Genomic DNA, 13,413 nt, shown 5'->3' with positions numbered 1-13,413 from the left:
CGGTCGGAATCGCGAATATTTCCAACTCGTTCTTCGAGCGGATTCTCACTCCCATTTCAGACGATTCAATCGGTCAATCTATTCCAGAGAAAACATGAAAAAACTACTTTTATCTCTCGTGACGCTCGTTTTAGTGGCGAGTCCGATCGCCGATCGATCCGCGCGATCGGAGCAACGAGCAACCCGCGCTCTACAAGCCGTTCCATCCGATCTACCCGGTTGGATGTATAACAAACAACGCAATCATATCTATCGTAAACGCGGGGTTTACAACGACGCGATCTACAATGTCGAATCGTTAGCGAAAGATCTCAACGCGGTCGCGGTCGGTCACGCGTTCGCCTACGAGGATCTCGTCACCGGCAAAGAGAAAGGTTTAGAAACCGAAACCTTTGAAAAAATTCAATGGGTGTTAAAAAATCCCCCGCGATTTATGCCCGACGAGGCCAATATTTCCCCCACTTTCGGCAGGAAATACGGGGTCTTGGAACAGGTTTTCGACTGGGCGCACGTTTTCCACGCGCAGACCGTCGATGTCCTCGCCAGTACGAAATTAACCGAGGCCGAAAAAGAAGCCGAGATCGATCGCCTGTATAAATTTTACGTGACGAAAGTTCCCTACGCGATCACGGGTTTGCCGATGAATATGGGCTACCTCGACGGACAACCCTACTCCAAGGCTTTCCGACAGAAATATCCCAAAGTCAACGGCCTGTTCTGGGGTTACCACTGGTTACAGGGGTCGATGTACGATCTGCTCTACGGCAAGACTCTAGACGAACAACGGAAAGCTTACGAGAAAGTGGGGCGACAGTATCACGAGAAAGAACTGTATCGGGTCGATCGACCCTTCATGCCCATGTTCGCCGAACTCAGCCCCCGTTTCGCGGAACGTTTCCCCTATATCGCCAACACCTTCGACAACCTGCATATGTTGCACGATATGGTGAACGACATCATCGCGTCCGATTGGATGACCGAGAAACAGAAGGAGGAACAGATCACCCGCGCCACTTGGTTAGTGATGGCCGCGAATCACCGGGGAATGGAACCGGGCAAAAATTACGGGGGAGATGGACTTCACGACCACCGGTTTATGGCGGGAACACCGGGGATGGGATTGATGCCGGAGGGAGTAGGTCACGAGGGACATAATCACGGCGATTCGGGGAATCCGGAAACCGAACCCGCGACCGGACACGAGGGACATAATCACGGCGATTCGGGGAACCCGGAAACGAAACCCGCGACCGGACACGAGGGACATAACCACGGCGATTCGGGGAATCCGGAAACGAAACCCGCGACCGGACACGAGGGACATAATCACGGCGATTCGGGGAACCCGGAAACGAAACCCGCGACCGGACACGAGGGACATAATCACGGCGATTCGGGAGAGAAACGATGAAAAGAGCGATTTTAATCGGCATCGGTTCGCTGTTTGCTTTGGTTTCTCCCGTTACCGCCAACGATCACAATAATCTCGACTCCGATCGCCCTCTCTCGTTCGAGGACGCGGAAAGTATCGGTTTCGGGGAACAGTCCCTAGAATTCGGTGCCAGTGCCGTCTTTCTGGAAAATCGATCGGTCGGGGGAGAATTTAGCTTCGAGTATCTGAACGGGGTGATCCTTAACGGCCACATGATTATCGGGATCGAGCCGAGCGTTGGCGGACGGGTCGATTCGGAAGATACGGATTTCGACATCGGGAATCTGTCGATCGGGTTCTTCTATAATTTCAATCGCGAGTACGACGAGGTTCCCGCTTTCGCGCTCCGGGCCGACGCGGGATTAACGACCGGCAACGACGCGAGCGGGGTCGATTTCCGTCTTCGGGGAATCGCCAGTAAAACCGTCGGTCAATACGATCGCCTGCATCTCAATCTCGATCTGGAAGTGAAAACCGACCCGGATAGCGAGGATCGATCGGTGATTCCGGGGCTGATTCTCGGCTATTCCACGCCGCTCGGCTACCCGAAAAGGTTCGATCGAACGTTTCTCGCCGAATTGGGCGTGTTAGCCAGCGAAAACGTCAACGGTGGGGTAGTGATCCGCACCGGGGTGGGTTTACGCCAGCAAGTCGGTCTACAGAACGTTCTCGATATCGGTATCGAAGGAGATATCGCGACGGGTTCGGAGGGAAATAGTCAGCTAAAACTGACGATCGGTTATTCCTTCGGGTTCTAATCGTCTCAAGTCGGGGAAACGAGACGGTTTATAGCAATTTTCCGAGTGTCCTAGCGGGGATACGGGCGCTCGTAAAGGGGGAGGGGAAAGGCTTATACATTCCCCTTTACCCTTTACCCTTTACCCTTTTCCCTACGTTCGATCACCCGTCGTCGTCCCGATCGGTCGCGCCTCGATCGCTCCCCGGTACATATTCATCCCGCAGGTGAACTCGTACCTGCCCGGTTCTTCCGGTAGGAACTCGATCGCCGTCACCCGATGCAGGGGGAGCGATCGAACGATATTGAAGTCGGGGAAGCGTATTTCTTCCAGACAACTACTGGCATCCTCGCGTTTAAAGTTCAAGCGTACCGGTCTTCCCGCCTCTACCTCGATCCGGCTCGGTTCGTAACCCCCGTCCACGGTCACGGTCACTTCTTGAATTCCCTCCCGCGCGGTCGCCCGACGGGATTTCGGTTTACTCCACAGGAACCAGCCGAGTTCTAACCCGATCAACCCTAAACCTCCCAGCGTTACGGCGATTTTATTGGCGATCGGTTGCTCGACTCGTTGAAATCCCCCGGTAAATCCTTCTCCCGATGGATGCGCGCCATCGCCAGACATCTCGGCGACAGCCCCCGGCGCGACCGTCCCGAATACCAATCCTAGACCCGCGATAGCGCCCGCGAGCGCGATTTTCTTAACCATCGTTCACCTCCTACATAATCGCTCCCGATATAGCCCCGACGAGAAATCCGAAACCCGCCAATGTCGCGAAAAACATGATTTTTTGAAGCATGATCGTCCTCCTTATCGACTAGCCGAGGGTTTTCGGTCGGAAGTTCCGCAGGCGTAAGGCGTTGGTCACGACGGACACCGAACTGAACGCCATCGCCGCGCCCGCGACGATCGGGCTGAGTAGCCAACCGAAGAAAGGAAAAAGAATCCCCGCGGCGATCGGGATTCCCGCCACGTTGTAGATGAAAGCGAAAAAGAGATTTTGGCGGATATTCCGCATCGTTGCCCGACTCAGTTGGATAGCGGTGACGATTCCCTGTAAATCCCCGGAAATCAAGGTGATATCGCTGGCCGCGATCGCGACATCGGTTCCCGTGCCGATCGCCATGCCCACGTCCGCCCGCGCGAGAGCCGGCGCGTCGTTAATACCGTCCCCGACCATCGCCACGATTTTCCCTTCCGAGCGGATCGTATCGATGGTGTCGGCTTTGCGATCGGGACGAACTTCCGCGAAAACCCGATCGATATTCACCTCGCGGGCGATGGCCCCGGCGGTATGTCGGTTATCTCCCGTCAACATGAGCACTTCCAGACCCATTTTCTGTAAGGCGCGGATCGCCCGGGCCGACGAGGGTTTTACCGCGTCGGCGATCGCCATAATCCCCTCGATCCCGTCATCGACCGCGAGCCAGACGACCGTTTTTCCGAGAGATTCCAATCTCTCGCTCTCTCGCTCCAAGACACCGGTATCGATTCCTAACTCGTTCATCCAGCGGCCCGTACCGATCCGCGCGAGTCGATCGCCGACGTAACCCTGTACCCCGCTCCCGGCGATCGCCTCGAAATCCCGAACAGGCTCTAGGTTTACCCCTTGTGAGTCGGCGTAGCGTACCACGGCTTCCGCTAGGGGATGTTCCGAATTCCGTTCCACCGATGCAACCGAGCGCAGTAGACTTAACTCGTTCCCGTTAGCCGTTCCCCGCGCGGTCACGAAATCGGTCACGGTCGGCTCGCCGCGGGTGATCGTACCCGTTTTATCGAGAACGATCGCCTGTAATCTGTGCGCCATCTCCAAACTTTCCGCGCCCTTAATCAAGATGCCGTTTTCCGCTCCCTTGCCCGTCCCGACCATGATCGAGGTCGGGGTGGCCAGACCGAGGGCGCAGGGACAGGCGATAATCAGTACGCCCACCGCGGTGATCAACGCCATCGTCACGTTCCCCATGACGTTGTACCAGATGATGAAGGTGGCGATCGCTATGGCGATCACGGCCGGAACGAACCATCCCGTCACCCGATCGGCCAGCCGTTGGATCGGCGCTTTAGAACCCTGCGCCTGTTGGACTAACCGGACGATCTGCGCGAGGAACGTGTCTTTTCCCACCCGCGTGGCTCGAAATTGGAAACTACCGGTTTTATTGAGCGTCGCGCCGATCACCTCATCGCCCGGATTTTTTTTCACGGGGATACTTTCCCCCGTCACCATCGCCTCGTCGATCGTGGAGGAACCCGAAACGATCTCGCCATCAACCGGTATTTTTTCCCCCGGACGCACCACCACGAGATCGCCGAGAATCACTTCGGCGACGGGAATATCGAGCTCGCGCCCGTCCCGGATAACCCGCGCCGTTTTCGCCTGCAAGCCCATCAGCTTACGGATCGCCTCGGAAGTTTGACCTCTGGCGCGGTTTTCCAACAATCTTCCCAGTAGGATCAGGGCGATGATCATCGATGCCGCCTCGTAGTACACGTCGGGGGCGAGCCCCCGATCGAGAAACCATCGCGGGAAAAAGGTGGGAAATAGGGAATAAAGATACGCCGTACCCGTTCCGAGGGCTACCAGCGTGTCCATTGTCGCCGTGTGGCGTTTGAACGCTTTCCAGGCGTTGAGAAAGAAAGACGAACCGCACCAGAACAACGCGGGGGTAGCGATCGCTAACTGCACCCACGAGTTATGTAACCAAGGGGGGATGACAGGGATAGCCACTCCCGTCATCGCGGGCAGGGAGCCGATCACTAAAATCGCCCCGATCGTGCCGCTCGTCCACACTTTACGGGTCAACCGCCGATTTTCGGCGAGTCGTTCCCGCCTTTCGCTGTCGTCTTCCGGGGCGAGTACATCGTCTTGCAGGGGAATCGCCGAGTATCCCGCCCCGTCCACGGCTTTTTGAATCGTCGCGATATCGGTCACGCGGGGATCGTAGGTAACGCTGGCCTGTTCGGCACCGAAATTAACAGTACAGGTCTCGACACCGGGTAGCGATCGGATCGTGTCCTCGATCGTTCGAGCGCAGGAGGCACAGCCCATCCCCCGCAGTTTCAAACTACTCTTTTCCATATACCATCTCCGAGATGCGAAGGTGGAGGCAACGGGATCGGTCGTTGCCGGTAACGCTCTCGCTCTTCGATCGAGCGTCCTACTGTCATTGTGATCTCTCCAGTTCACGGGAGAGTCAAGGGGCCGGGGACATATTTTTCCCGATCGGGCGATCGCTCGATGTTCGGTAGGGGAGCGTCTCGATCGTCTCGTCCTCGCTCTAAATTTTAAATTTTGAATTCATCCCGGATCATTTTTAGTAGTTAACGTCAGTTCGGGATAAGTCAGAATCGAGATCCTCTCATTCGAGTCATCCCGAAATCTTGTCAACTCGAAGTGATGTCGCGCGTGGCCTTGTGCAGGGGGTCCGGGGGAGGCACCCCTCCACCGGTGGGGGGTTCGGGGGGCTAGTCCCCCGAATAAGACTCGGCTTCTCACCGAAAAATCGTCAAATTCCGATCCCGAACTGACGTTAGTTATCTCCGGGGCGCCAAAGGAAGACCCCGATCGAATCTTCGCCTAAAAAACGGTTTGTAAAAGTAGCCGGGCGTTTAGCGCGACAATGATGGAAGCCACCGCCCAAGCCACAACTTTCAACCACGTCGGATTGACAAACTCGCCCATTAAGCGGCGATCGCTAGTAAACATCACCAGGGGAATCACCGCGAACGAGAGTTGTAAACTCAGAACCACCTGACTGAAAACGAGCAGTCGCCCGGTACTTTGTTCCCCGAAAAACACGATCGCGATCAGGGCGGGGATAATTGCCAGTAAGCGAGTCGCTAATCGACGCGACCAGGGCGGCAACCGAAACCGCAAGAAGCCTTCCATCACGATCTGTCCGGCTAAAGTCGCGGTCAGGGTCGAACTCTGTCCCGAAGCCAGCAACGCCAATCCGAAAATCGTGCTGGCGGCACTCGCGCCCAGTAAAGGAGACAGTAGCTTATAAGCGTCCTGAATTTCGGCGACCTCGTGATAACCGGAGAAATGAAAGGTGGCCGCCGCGACGATCAGGATGGCGGAGTTGATAAACAGGGCGAAGGACAACGCGACCGTCGAATCGATCGTGCCAAACCGGATCGCTTCCCATTTCTTTTCCGGTGTGGGTTGCCAGGCGCGAGTCTGAACGATCGCCGAATGCAGATACAGGTTATGCGGCATCACGGTCGCCCCCAAAATCCCGATCGCCAGGTAAAGCATATCCGGGTTCCGCATAATTTCACGGTTCGGGAGATATCCTTGCAAAATTCCGCCTACATGGGGTCGGGAAAACAGAATTTCCGCGCCGAAGCAAACGCCCACCGTTCCCACCAGCGCGATCACGAGCGCTTCTACATAGCGGAAGCCTTTACCTTGCAGGAATAGTAACGCCAGCACATCGATCGCCGTAACGCACACCCCCCATACCAGGGGAATTCCAAACAGCAGTTGTAGGGCGATCGCGCTTCCGAGCAACTCCGCCAGATCACAGGCGGCAATGGCGATCTCGCACAACACCCACAGAATGAAGCTAATCCAAGGGCTGAAGTAGTCCCGGCAAGCCCGCGCCAAATCTTTTCCGGTGGCCACTCCCAATCGCACACAAAGGGATTGCAGTAAAATCGCCATCAAGTTGGAAAGCAGGATCACGCTCAATAGGGTATAGCCGAAACGTGAACCGCCGGCGATGTCGGTCGCCCAGTTGCCGGGGTCTATATACCCGACGGAGACCAGATAGCCCGGCCCCGCGAAGGCCAGCAACTTACGCCAAAAGCCTTTGGCGGCAGGGATCGAGATACTGCGATGAACCTCTGGCAAGCTGGGAGGACGATCGGAGAGTGCCATCGCGAACAGCCTTTCATAATTCTTTCATAATTAACCGTACCACCTTGTTACCACGATAAGAAAGCCCTTACGAAAGTTCATGCTTCCGGGGAGCGATTCCGGGTCACGCGTTTGAACCCGGAACCGAGTCAGGTCGCGCGGTCGCGACCATTAATCCCCAAATGAAGTCAAACCGAACTGTAGAAGAGCGCGGAAGGCAAAACCCGGCACGAGAGAGAAACCGATGCAACTCCGCCCGCGTATAGCACTGTTGATGGGCCGGATCGACTCGTTGTAGCACTCGATCACAAATCCGGCAAGCTAAAAAATCTTTGCACCAGTCCAAGATAATGAGATTGCCATTCGGCTTTAGAACCCGCTTCATCTCTCGTAAGGCAACATTAGGATCGTCAAAATAGTGAAACGCGTTAGCGGAGATGACCGTATCAAAACTCGCGTCGGGAAACGGTAAGGCAGAGGCGGAGGCGCATTGAAAGCGAACGTTGGCATAAGACTGAAGCTTTTGCCGAGCGATCTTCAGCATTTCCTCGGAAATATCCACCCCGACCATATTCTGTGCCGGGTTTTCCCGCGAGATCAGCCGCTCGAACTCCCCCGTGCCACAGGCAACATCAAGAACCGAATCGGTTGGAGCGATCCGCGCCCAGATTTTGAGAAACGATAGGGTGTTAGAAATATAACGATGCCAGCGTCGGTCATACCGAGTTGCTAATTGATTATATTGTTCGCGGACTCGGGATTCATTCATACCGAGATAATTACGGGTACCGTTAACCCTAAATTTATTCTGGTCTTTTTCTTGGTTTCGATCTAATACTTTTTTCTAAAGATCGATTCTTGTAATAAAATTTTGTCTTTCAGTTAAATAAAGAAATATCATTTTTCTGTAAATAGCAAGCTTGAAAAACTCATTTTATTTATTCTAACAAATAAAAATAAAATCAGGATAAAGTTTAAGTTTCGTAAACAACAAAAATTATTTCATCCCGATTTGATATTTCTTGTCCAGACTAGATAGTAGAAGCGTTTGATTCGGTACCGATCGCGCGACAGGCGATCGGGGAGGTAATTTTATGAGAGATAGAGCTTTACTGTACGGTCTAGTGGGTTTACTCGCGGTCGTCACCCCGATCGGTCTTCTATCGGTTTCCCGGAGCGTCGGGGCGAACGGGGCCGCGATCGATCGAGACGCGTCCGCGAACGGGAAAAATGACGCGCGCTATCCGCGAAATTCTCCCGCTCTCTCTCCGGGAGGAACGGGAATGATGGGAGGCGGGCAGATGATGGGAGATCAACAACAGATCGATCGACACTTTATTCAAATGATGATCCCGCACCATCAGGGGGCGATCGATATGGCGAAACTCGCCTCGCGGAAAGCCAAACACCCGGAAATCAAAGAACTAGCCCGAGCGATCGAGACAGATCAAAGCCGGGAGATTCAAGAGATGAGAGCTTGGTATCAGAAATGGTACGGAACCGACGTTCCCTCCGTTTCTCACACGGGAATGTCGATGCACGAGGGGATGTCGGGAAACGCGGGCTTAGATACCGACATGACGTGGATGATGGGGGGAATGGGCATGATGAACCTAGATCTCGACGCTCTTGAAAACGCGCCCGATTTCGATCGAGCTTTTCTGGAAGGAATGATCTACCATCACGAAATGGCTATCATGATGGCGGCGATGGTTTTGAATAGTCCGCGAGCCGAATTGAGAGATCTCGGCAAAGCGATTATCGCGAATCAGACCGCGGAGATCGATCGAATGGTGACGTGGCAGGAAACTTGGTTTCGCTAGTTCTCTCGCGTCCGGTTAGGGGGAAGTGTTGTTTCCCTTACCGCGACGGCACTTCTCGATCGATTCTCCCGCGCTCTGGCAATCTCGAAAGATCGGCTTTCCCCGTGGGGAACCGGCTCGATTTCCCGATCGATTGGCGGGGCGGTGATTTCGATTTCCGAGTCCGGCGATTAAAAAACACGTATCTATGCCTGAAATCGAAGAAAGACGAGTATGTAGAAAGAGAAAAAGACATCTGGTTAACGCTGAAAGACTTAGAGCTAGAACCGGGGATGTCGCTCTATTTACAAGGAGTAAAAATCACCAATACGAAGGGGTTCGTCCCGAGAAATCTAGTGGAAAAAGGGAACAGAAAGTACCGAGGGTGGACGGCGGAGGAAGGATAGTTTATTCTCACTAATCTCGACAGTTTAGAGTCCGCTTTACTGGTGTATCAAAAACGTTTGGTAACTCGGACAAACAACTTGCTCTAAAATTATTGAATAATCTTTTCGAGTTTTCGGTTTATTACTTATATCCCATTCCACAGATCTAAAACACGACTAGCTCGCTCTCTCGGCCGGTACGCCCGGATACTTTCTAGCTATATCGAACGGATTTCCCGTCGCGCCGGCCTTCGTTTCTAAAATCCCTTCCGCGCCGGTCTTCGCGGTTGTCTACCTTACGGGTAAGGTCGTCGCTGGCTCGCGGGTTGTATTTTGAAAAGAGCGGGATTTATCCGAATTAAACACTTCGAGAAGGTGCTTTTTTCCTTTCTTTCCCGCCACGTCCCTTTAAAAATCAAGGCGGGAAATTCGCCGTAAAAAGACTATGAACCGGGAACGGAAAAGTTTGAAACCGATCGAGGGGGCGAATCGATCGCTCCGACGTAGATTGAACCTGCGAGGAGAGTTCACTCTAGCCCTAGCCCCCACGCTCGTCGTTCTGACCGTTTTAGCCCTAGTAGAAGCCCTCAGCCGACAGAGATTACTGTTCGCTTCCCTCGCTTCCAGCGCCTTCCTCATCTATCTCGATCCGCAACACGGGACGAACTCGGTTCGCACCCTAACCCTATCGCAGATCATGGCGGCGGGAATCGGCTTTCTCACCTATCTGATCCTCGGCCCCGGCTATCTATCGGGAGGAACCGCGATGGTGGCCACGATCGCCCTGATGATCCTGCTCGATGTCGTTCACCCTCCCGCGGTCTCTACTTCCCTGAGTTTCGCGTTACGCGCGGGAAAAGAAAGTAATCTCGCGTTGTTCGGTCTGGCCGTGGGAGTGACCGCGACTCTGGTACTGCTGGAACGGCTCGCGCTCTGGTTACTAACGCGTTATAACCCCCCCGGTCGCGATAACGATCGCAATTCTTCCCAGGAATAATGCGCGGGTAGTTCGATCGCTTTCGTATCCGCGCCTAAACCGAGGGATATCCCCGCTTCTTCGGCGAATTCTCCCGCGATTTCCGCGAGCGCGTTACCCGCGAGACCCCCGGCGATCGCCCCGGCCACCGCGCCCAATGTCGCGCCCGTTTTGCCAGCGATCGCTTTCCCGATCGCGCCACCCGCGACCCCTCCCCCGGCCGCCCCGATTCCCGTGGAGAGAGGGTGATCGATCGAGTTCTCGGAGTTTTCGGATTGATTTTCCCCGGACGATGGTTCGCGTGTCATGATGGGCTCCGTAGTGAGTCGCGGTATTCCGGCGCGGGTTCCCGATCGGCCGCCCGATTTCGCTCTCCCTGGCGGATTTCCCGTTCTAAAAAGTAATTCAATAACGTTCGCAGGAGAACGATCGCCCCCAAGTTCAAAATATCCTGACGGGTGGGCGCGACCGCGGTGCGGAGAATATCGCTGGCGACGGTAAATTCCAATCCCAGCGCGAGAACCCGACCCAGTTGAAGCCGGATTCCCTCGGTCGCGTCGAAGTGCTGGCGCGCGCGGGAGAATAGTTGCTGTAAATACGCGAAAATCCCCCGAACGACCGCCCCACCGATGACGATCGCCGCCGCGATCTCCGCGCCGGCCGCGAGATAGCCGACGATCAACTTCAACCAATCTTCTAACGGGCCGGGTTCGTTCGCCGCCTGTCCGCTCGTTCCGACGTTCAGACTTAACAACAGCACCAATCCGAAAATCAGGGATAACGGCAATAAAAGCTCGATCCAAGACTCTTTCTTTATCATGCTTTTAATCGCTCCCGTAAATGATCCCCGACGCGGATCGCGTTGGCCATGATCGTCAGCGTGGGATTCACCCCCGAATTGGAGGGAAAGAAACTCCCGTCCACCACGTAGAGATTATCGACCTCGTGGGCGCGGCAGTTGACATCGAGTACCGAGGTTCGCGGATCGGAACCGAAACGACAGGTTCCGCACTGGTGGGCGACCGCTTGAACGGGCATTTGATTCCGCGGATAGATGCTAAAAGGGATAACGTGCATCGCGCCCCGATCGATCGTCTTGAGAACCGAAGTCCAGCGATGGATCAGGCGATCGCTCGCCTCGGTATTATTGAGCTTGTAATTCAGATGAACCTTGCCGTCAATTACTCGCGCCCGGTTATCGGGATCGGGGAGATCTTCCGTCTGTAACCACCAACCGGTCGATCGTTCGGCGATTAACTCCCGCTCGAAATGCGGGATCAATTTGACGAGAGGGGCCATTAACGGGGGCGCTTCCGCCGGGAGCATATCGGCCAGAACATTTCCGGTATTCTGTACCATGCCCATCGGGTAGGGAAAATCCGGTTCCCCCCAGTAGAAATCGTTGACGGCGATCGTTTTTTGAAAGCCGGCGCGATTGGGTTCCAGATGTAGGGCTACCAACGCGACGGCTAGATGTTTCATAAAATTACGTCCCACCTGATCCGATCGATTGGCGAGTCCGTTCGGGTGTCGATCGTTCGCGGAACGTAGAAGCAAAACCGAGGAATTGATCGCGCCGCAGGCCACGACGACAATATCGGCGGAAAAAAGATAGGTTTCTCCGTATATCTCCGTTTCTACCCCGGTAACTTCCCGGCCCGATTCACCGGTAATCAATCGCGATACCTTCGCGCTGGTTAATAACGTGAGGTTCTCGTGGCGATCGCGCGCCGGCCGGATCGCGTTCACGTCCGAGTCCGCTTTCGCTTCCACCAAACAGGGATAACCGTCGAAGGTATCGCAACGAATACAGGGACTTTTGAGACGGTTTCCCTCGTTGAGTTTCAGGCCCAAGGGTAACGGGAAGGGATAATAGCCCAGTTTGCTAATCCCGTCGGCGATCGCCTGCATATCGGGTTCGTGACTGACGGGAGGATAGGGATAGCGATCGCTCGCGGGCGGTTCGGTCGGGTCGCTTCCCCTCTGGCCGTGGACATCGTAGAGCTTTTCCGCGCGCGTGTAGTAGGGTTCAAAATCCTGATAGCTCAGTTCCCAAGCCGGGGAAATCCCCCCTTTATGGACAACTTCCGTGAAATCCCGCTCCCGCATTCGCAATAACGCGGCGCCGTACACTTTCGTATTCCCCCCCACCCTGTACCCCGTCTGCGGTCGGAAGGGTTCGCCATCGTTGCCGATCCATTGTTCGTCGGTGTGGTAGCGTTCTTTTTGATAAACCTCCAACGCGCTCCAATTCGCCTTTTCCCGAGGCAGAAAATCCCCGCGTTCCAAGACGAGAATCCTTTTTCCGGTGGTCGCGAGTTCGTGGGCCAGGGTTCCCCCTCCCGCGCCCGTACCGATGATAATGACATCGTAGTGACGATCGGCCGTGGTCATAATTATCCACCTTTCGCGAATCCGGGGTATAGGGTCATGCCGCCATCGACGAATAGGGTCGCGCCGTTGACGTAATCGGAATCGTCGGAAGCCAGCCACACGACCGCTTTGCCGATGTCTTCCGGGACTCCCACCCGACCGGAGGGAATGAGTTGTAGTAATTTATCCCGCGCGTCGGGGGTATTCCAGGCGGCCGTGTTAATGTGGGTTTCGATCGCTCCTGGGGCGATACTGTTGACCCGGATTTTTCGCGGCGCGAGTTCTTGGGCCATACTTTTCATTAACATATCGATCCCGCCTTTACTGGTCGCGTAATTGACGTGTCCGGCCCAGGGAATGGTCTGATGTACCGAACTCATACAGATAATTTTGCCGGCCGCGCTAGAGATAGCCGGCCGGACACCGCGACGGAGAAACTCGCGAACCGCCTCGCGCGCGCAGAGAAATTGTCCGGTTAGGTTAATACCGATAACGAGATTCCACGCGTCGAGGGTCATCTCGACGAAGGGGGAATCTTTCTGTAAACCAGCGTTATTGACCAGAATATCGATCGTGCCGAACTCTCGAAACATCCGATCGAACATCGATCGAACTTCCTCTTCTTTGGCCACGTTCGCGCCGATAGCGATCGCTTCTCCACCTTCGGAAGTAATATCTCGAACGATCTTTTCAGCCTCTTCTTTCTCGGAATGATAATTAATGACAACAGATGCCCCCGCCCTTGCCAGACAGCGAGCCGAGGCTTCACCGATACCGGAACTCGCGCCCGTTACTAGGGCTTTTTGACCTTGGAGTAAAAAGGGTGGATAACTCATCGTTTTTCGGAAA

13 protein-coding genes are annotated in these 13,413 nt (G+C 54.8%); 5 read left to right on the top strand and 8 right to left on the bottom strand.

The window, feature by feature from the left end; translation table 11 throughout:
- Positions 1-94: 94 nt before the first annotated feature.
- Both V0288_RS09115 and V0288_RS09110 read left to right on the top strand, forming a co-directional pair.
- Positions 95-1,411 (top strand): hypothetical protein, encoded by a 1,317-nt coding sequence (locus V0288_RS09115; protein WP_332864769.1) that lies wholly within the window; start codon positions 95-97, stop codon positions 1,409-1,411.
- Positions 1,408-2,190 (top strand): hypothetical protein, encoded by a 783-nt coding sequence (locus V0288_RS09110; protein ID WP_332864768.1) that lies wholly within the window; start codon positions 1,408-1,410, stop codon positions 2,188-2,190. Before V0288_RS09115 ends, V0288_RS09110 begins: the two co-directional genes overlap by 4 nt.
- A gap of 132 nt (positions 2,191-2,322) precedes the next feature.
- On the opposite strand, the gene V0288_RS09105 is transcribed toward V0288_RS09110, so the two are convergent.
- The 4 genes from V0288_RS09105 to V0288_RS09090 all read right to left on the bottom strand — a co-directional run bounded on the left by V0288_RS09105 (position 2,323) and on the right by V0288_RS09090 (position 7,796).
- The gene (locus V0288_RS09105; protein WP_332864767.1) at positions 2,323-2,877 is read right to left on the bottom strand and encodes a cupredoxin domain-containing protein; all 555 of its coding nucleotides are present in this window, start codon (positions 2,875-2,877) and stop codon (positions 2,323-2,325) included.
- A 109-nt stretch (positions 2,878-2,986) separates the two neighbouring features.
- Positions 2,987-5,245: a heavy metal translocating P-type ATPase gene (locus V0288_RS09100; RefSeq protein ID WP_332864766.1), complete on the bottom strand. Its 2,259-nt coding sequence runs from the start codon at positions 5,243-5,245 to the stop codon at positions 2,987-2,989.
- Positions 5,246-5,743: 498 nt separating this feature from the next.
- Entirely contained in the window at positions 5,744-7,048 is a 1,305-nt protein-coding gene (locus V0288_RS09095; RefSeq protein WP_332864765.1) for an Nramp family divalent metal transporter, read from the bottom strand.
- A 103-nt stretch (positions 7,049-7,151) separates the two neighbouring features.
- The gene (locus tag V0288_RS09090; protein ID WP_332864764.1) at positions 7,152-7,796 is read right to left on the bottom strand and encodes a class I SAM-dependent methyltransferase; all 645 of its coding nucleotides are present in this window, start codon (positions 7,794-7,796) and stop codon (positions 7,152-7,154) included.
- A gap of 325 nt (positions 7,797-8,121) precedes the next feature.
- On the opposite strand from V0288_RS09090, the gene V0288_RS09085 reads away from it, so the two are divergent.
- The 3 genes from V0288_RS09085 (at position 8,122) to V0288_RS09075 (ending at position 10,212) form a co-directional block, all read left to right on the top strand.
- On the top strand, positions 8,122-8,850 hold the full coding sequence (locus tag V0288_RS09085; protein ID WP_332864763.1) for a DUF305 domain-containing protein: 729 nt from the start codon (positions 8,122-8,124) through the stop codon (positions 8,848-8,850).
- On the top strand, positions 8,826-9,236 hold the full coding sequence (locus tag V0288_RS09080) for a hypothetical protein (protein ID WP_332864762.1): 411 nt from the start codon (positions 8,826-8,828) through the stop codon (positions 9,234-9,236). The genes V0288_RS09085 and V0288_RS09080 overlap by 25 nt, the downstream gene beginning before the upstream one ends.
- A gap of 424 nt (positions 9,237-9,660) precedes the next feature.
- Entirely contained in the window at positions 9,661-10,212 is a 552-nt protein-coding gene (locus V0288_RS09075) for an HPP family protein (protein ID WP_332864761.1), read from the top strand.
- On the opposite strand, the gene V0288_RS09070 is transcribed toward V0288_RS09075, so the two are convergent.
- From V0288_RS09070 to V0288_RS09055, 4 genes are read right to left on the bottom strand one after another with little or no spacing between them, the layout of a single operon-like run.
- A complete protein-coding gene (locus V0288_RS09070; RefSeq protein ID WP_332864760.1) occupies positions 10,164-10,499 on the bottom strand; it encodes a glycine zipper 2TM domain-containing protein in 336 nt (111 codons plus the stop codon). The two genes, V0288_RS09075 and V0288_RS09070, sit on opposite strands and share 49 nt — an antisense overlap.
- Positions 10,496-11,011, bottom strand: a complete 516-nt coding sequence (locus tag V0288_RS09065) for a DUF1622 domain-containing protein (RefSeq protein WP_332864759.1) — start codon at positions 11,009-11,011, stop codon at positions 10,496-10,498. The genes V0288_RS09070 and V0288_RS09065 overlap by 4 nt, the downstream gene beginning before the upstream one ends.
- A complete protein-coding gene (locus V0288_RS09060; RefSeq protein WP_332864758.1) occupies positions 11,008-12,585 on the bottom strand; it encodes a GMC family oxidoreductase in 1,578 nt (525 codons plus the stop codon). The genes V0288_RS09065 and V0288_RS09060 overlap by 4 nt, the downstream gene beginning before the upstream one ends.
- A gap of 2 nt (positions 12,586-12,587) precedes the next feature.
- Positions 12,588-13,400 (bottom strand): SDR family oxidoreductase, encoded by an 813-nt coding sequence (locus tag V0288_RS09055; RefSeq protein WP_332864757.1) that lies wholly within the window; start codon positions 13,398-13,400, stop codon positions 12,588-12,590.
- Positions 13,401-13,413: the final 13 nt, after the last annotated feature.

The sequence above is a fragment of the Pannus brasiliensis CCIBt3594 genome (assembly GCF_036688125.1).
GTDB lineage: Bacteria > Cyanobacteriota > Cyanobacteriia > Cyanobacteriales > Microcystaceae > Pannus > Pannus brasiliensis.
The sequence above is the reverse complement of the archived record's forward strand: the minus strand, read 5'-3'. Positions and strand labels throughout refer to the sequence as shown.

What these genes read in the sequence shown, in the direction of transcription:
- V0288_RS09115 (WP_332864769.1), top strand. Translation starts at nt 95, where the DNA reads ATGAAAAAACTACTTTTATCTCTCGTGACGCTCGTTTTAGTGGCGAGT.
- V0288_RS09110 (WP_332864768.1), top strand. Translation starts at nt 1,408, where the DNA reads ATGAAAAGAGCGATTTTAATCGGCATCGGTTCGCTGTTTGCTTTGGTT.
- V0288_RS09105 (WP_332864767.1), bottom strand. Translation starts at nt 2,877, where the DNA reads ATGGTTAAGAAAATCGCGCTCGCGGGCGCTATCGCGGGTCTAGGATTG.
- V0288_RS09100 (WP_332864766.1), bottom strand. Translation starts at nt 5,245, where the DNA reads ATGGAAAAGAGTAGTTTGAAACTGCGGGGGATGGGCTGTGCCTCCTGC.
- V0288_RS09095 (WP_332864765.1), bottom strand. Translation starts at nt 7,048, where the DNA reads ATGGCACTCTCCGATCGTCCTCCCAGCTTGCCAGAGGTTCATCGCAGT.
- V0288_RS09090 (WP_332864764.1), bottom strand. Translation starts at nt 7,796, where the DNA reads ATGAATGAATCCCGAGTCCGCGAACAATATAATCAATTAGCAACTCGG.
- V0288_RS09085 (WP_332864763.1), top strand. Translation starts at nt 8,122, where the DNA reads ATGAGAGATAGAGCTTTACTGTACGGTCTAGTGGGTTTACTCGCGGTC.
- V0288_RS09075 (WP_332864761.1), top strand. Translation starts at nt 9,661, where the DNA reads ATGAACCGGGAACGGAAAAGTTTGAAACCGATCGAGGGGGCGAATCGA.
- V0288_RS09070 (WP_332864760.1), bottom strand. Translation starts at nt 10,499, where the DNA reads ATGACACGCGAACCATCGTCCGGGGAAAATCAATCCGAAAACTCCGAG.
- V0288_RS09065 (WP_332864759.1), bottom strand. Translation starts at nt 11,011, where the DNA reads ATGATAAAGAAAGAGTCTTGGATCGAGCTTTTATTGCCGTTATCCCTG.
- V0288_RS09060 (WP_332864758.1), bottom strand. Translation starts at nt 12,585, where the DNA reads ATGACCACGGCCGATCGTCACTACGATGTCATTATCATCGGTACGGGC.
- V0288_RS09055 (WP_332864757.1), bottom strand. Translation starts at nt 13,400, where the DNA reads ATGAGTTATCCACCCTTTTTACTCCAAGGTCAAAAAGCCCTAGTAACG.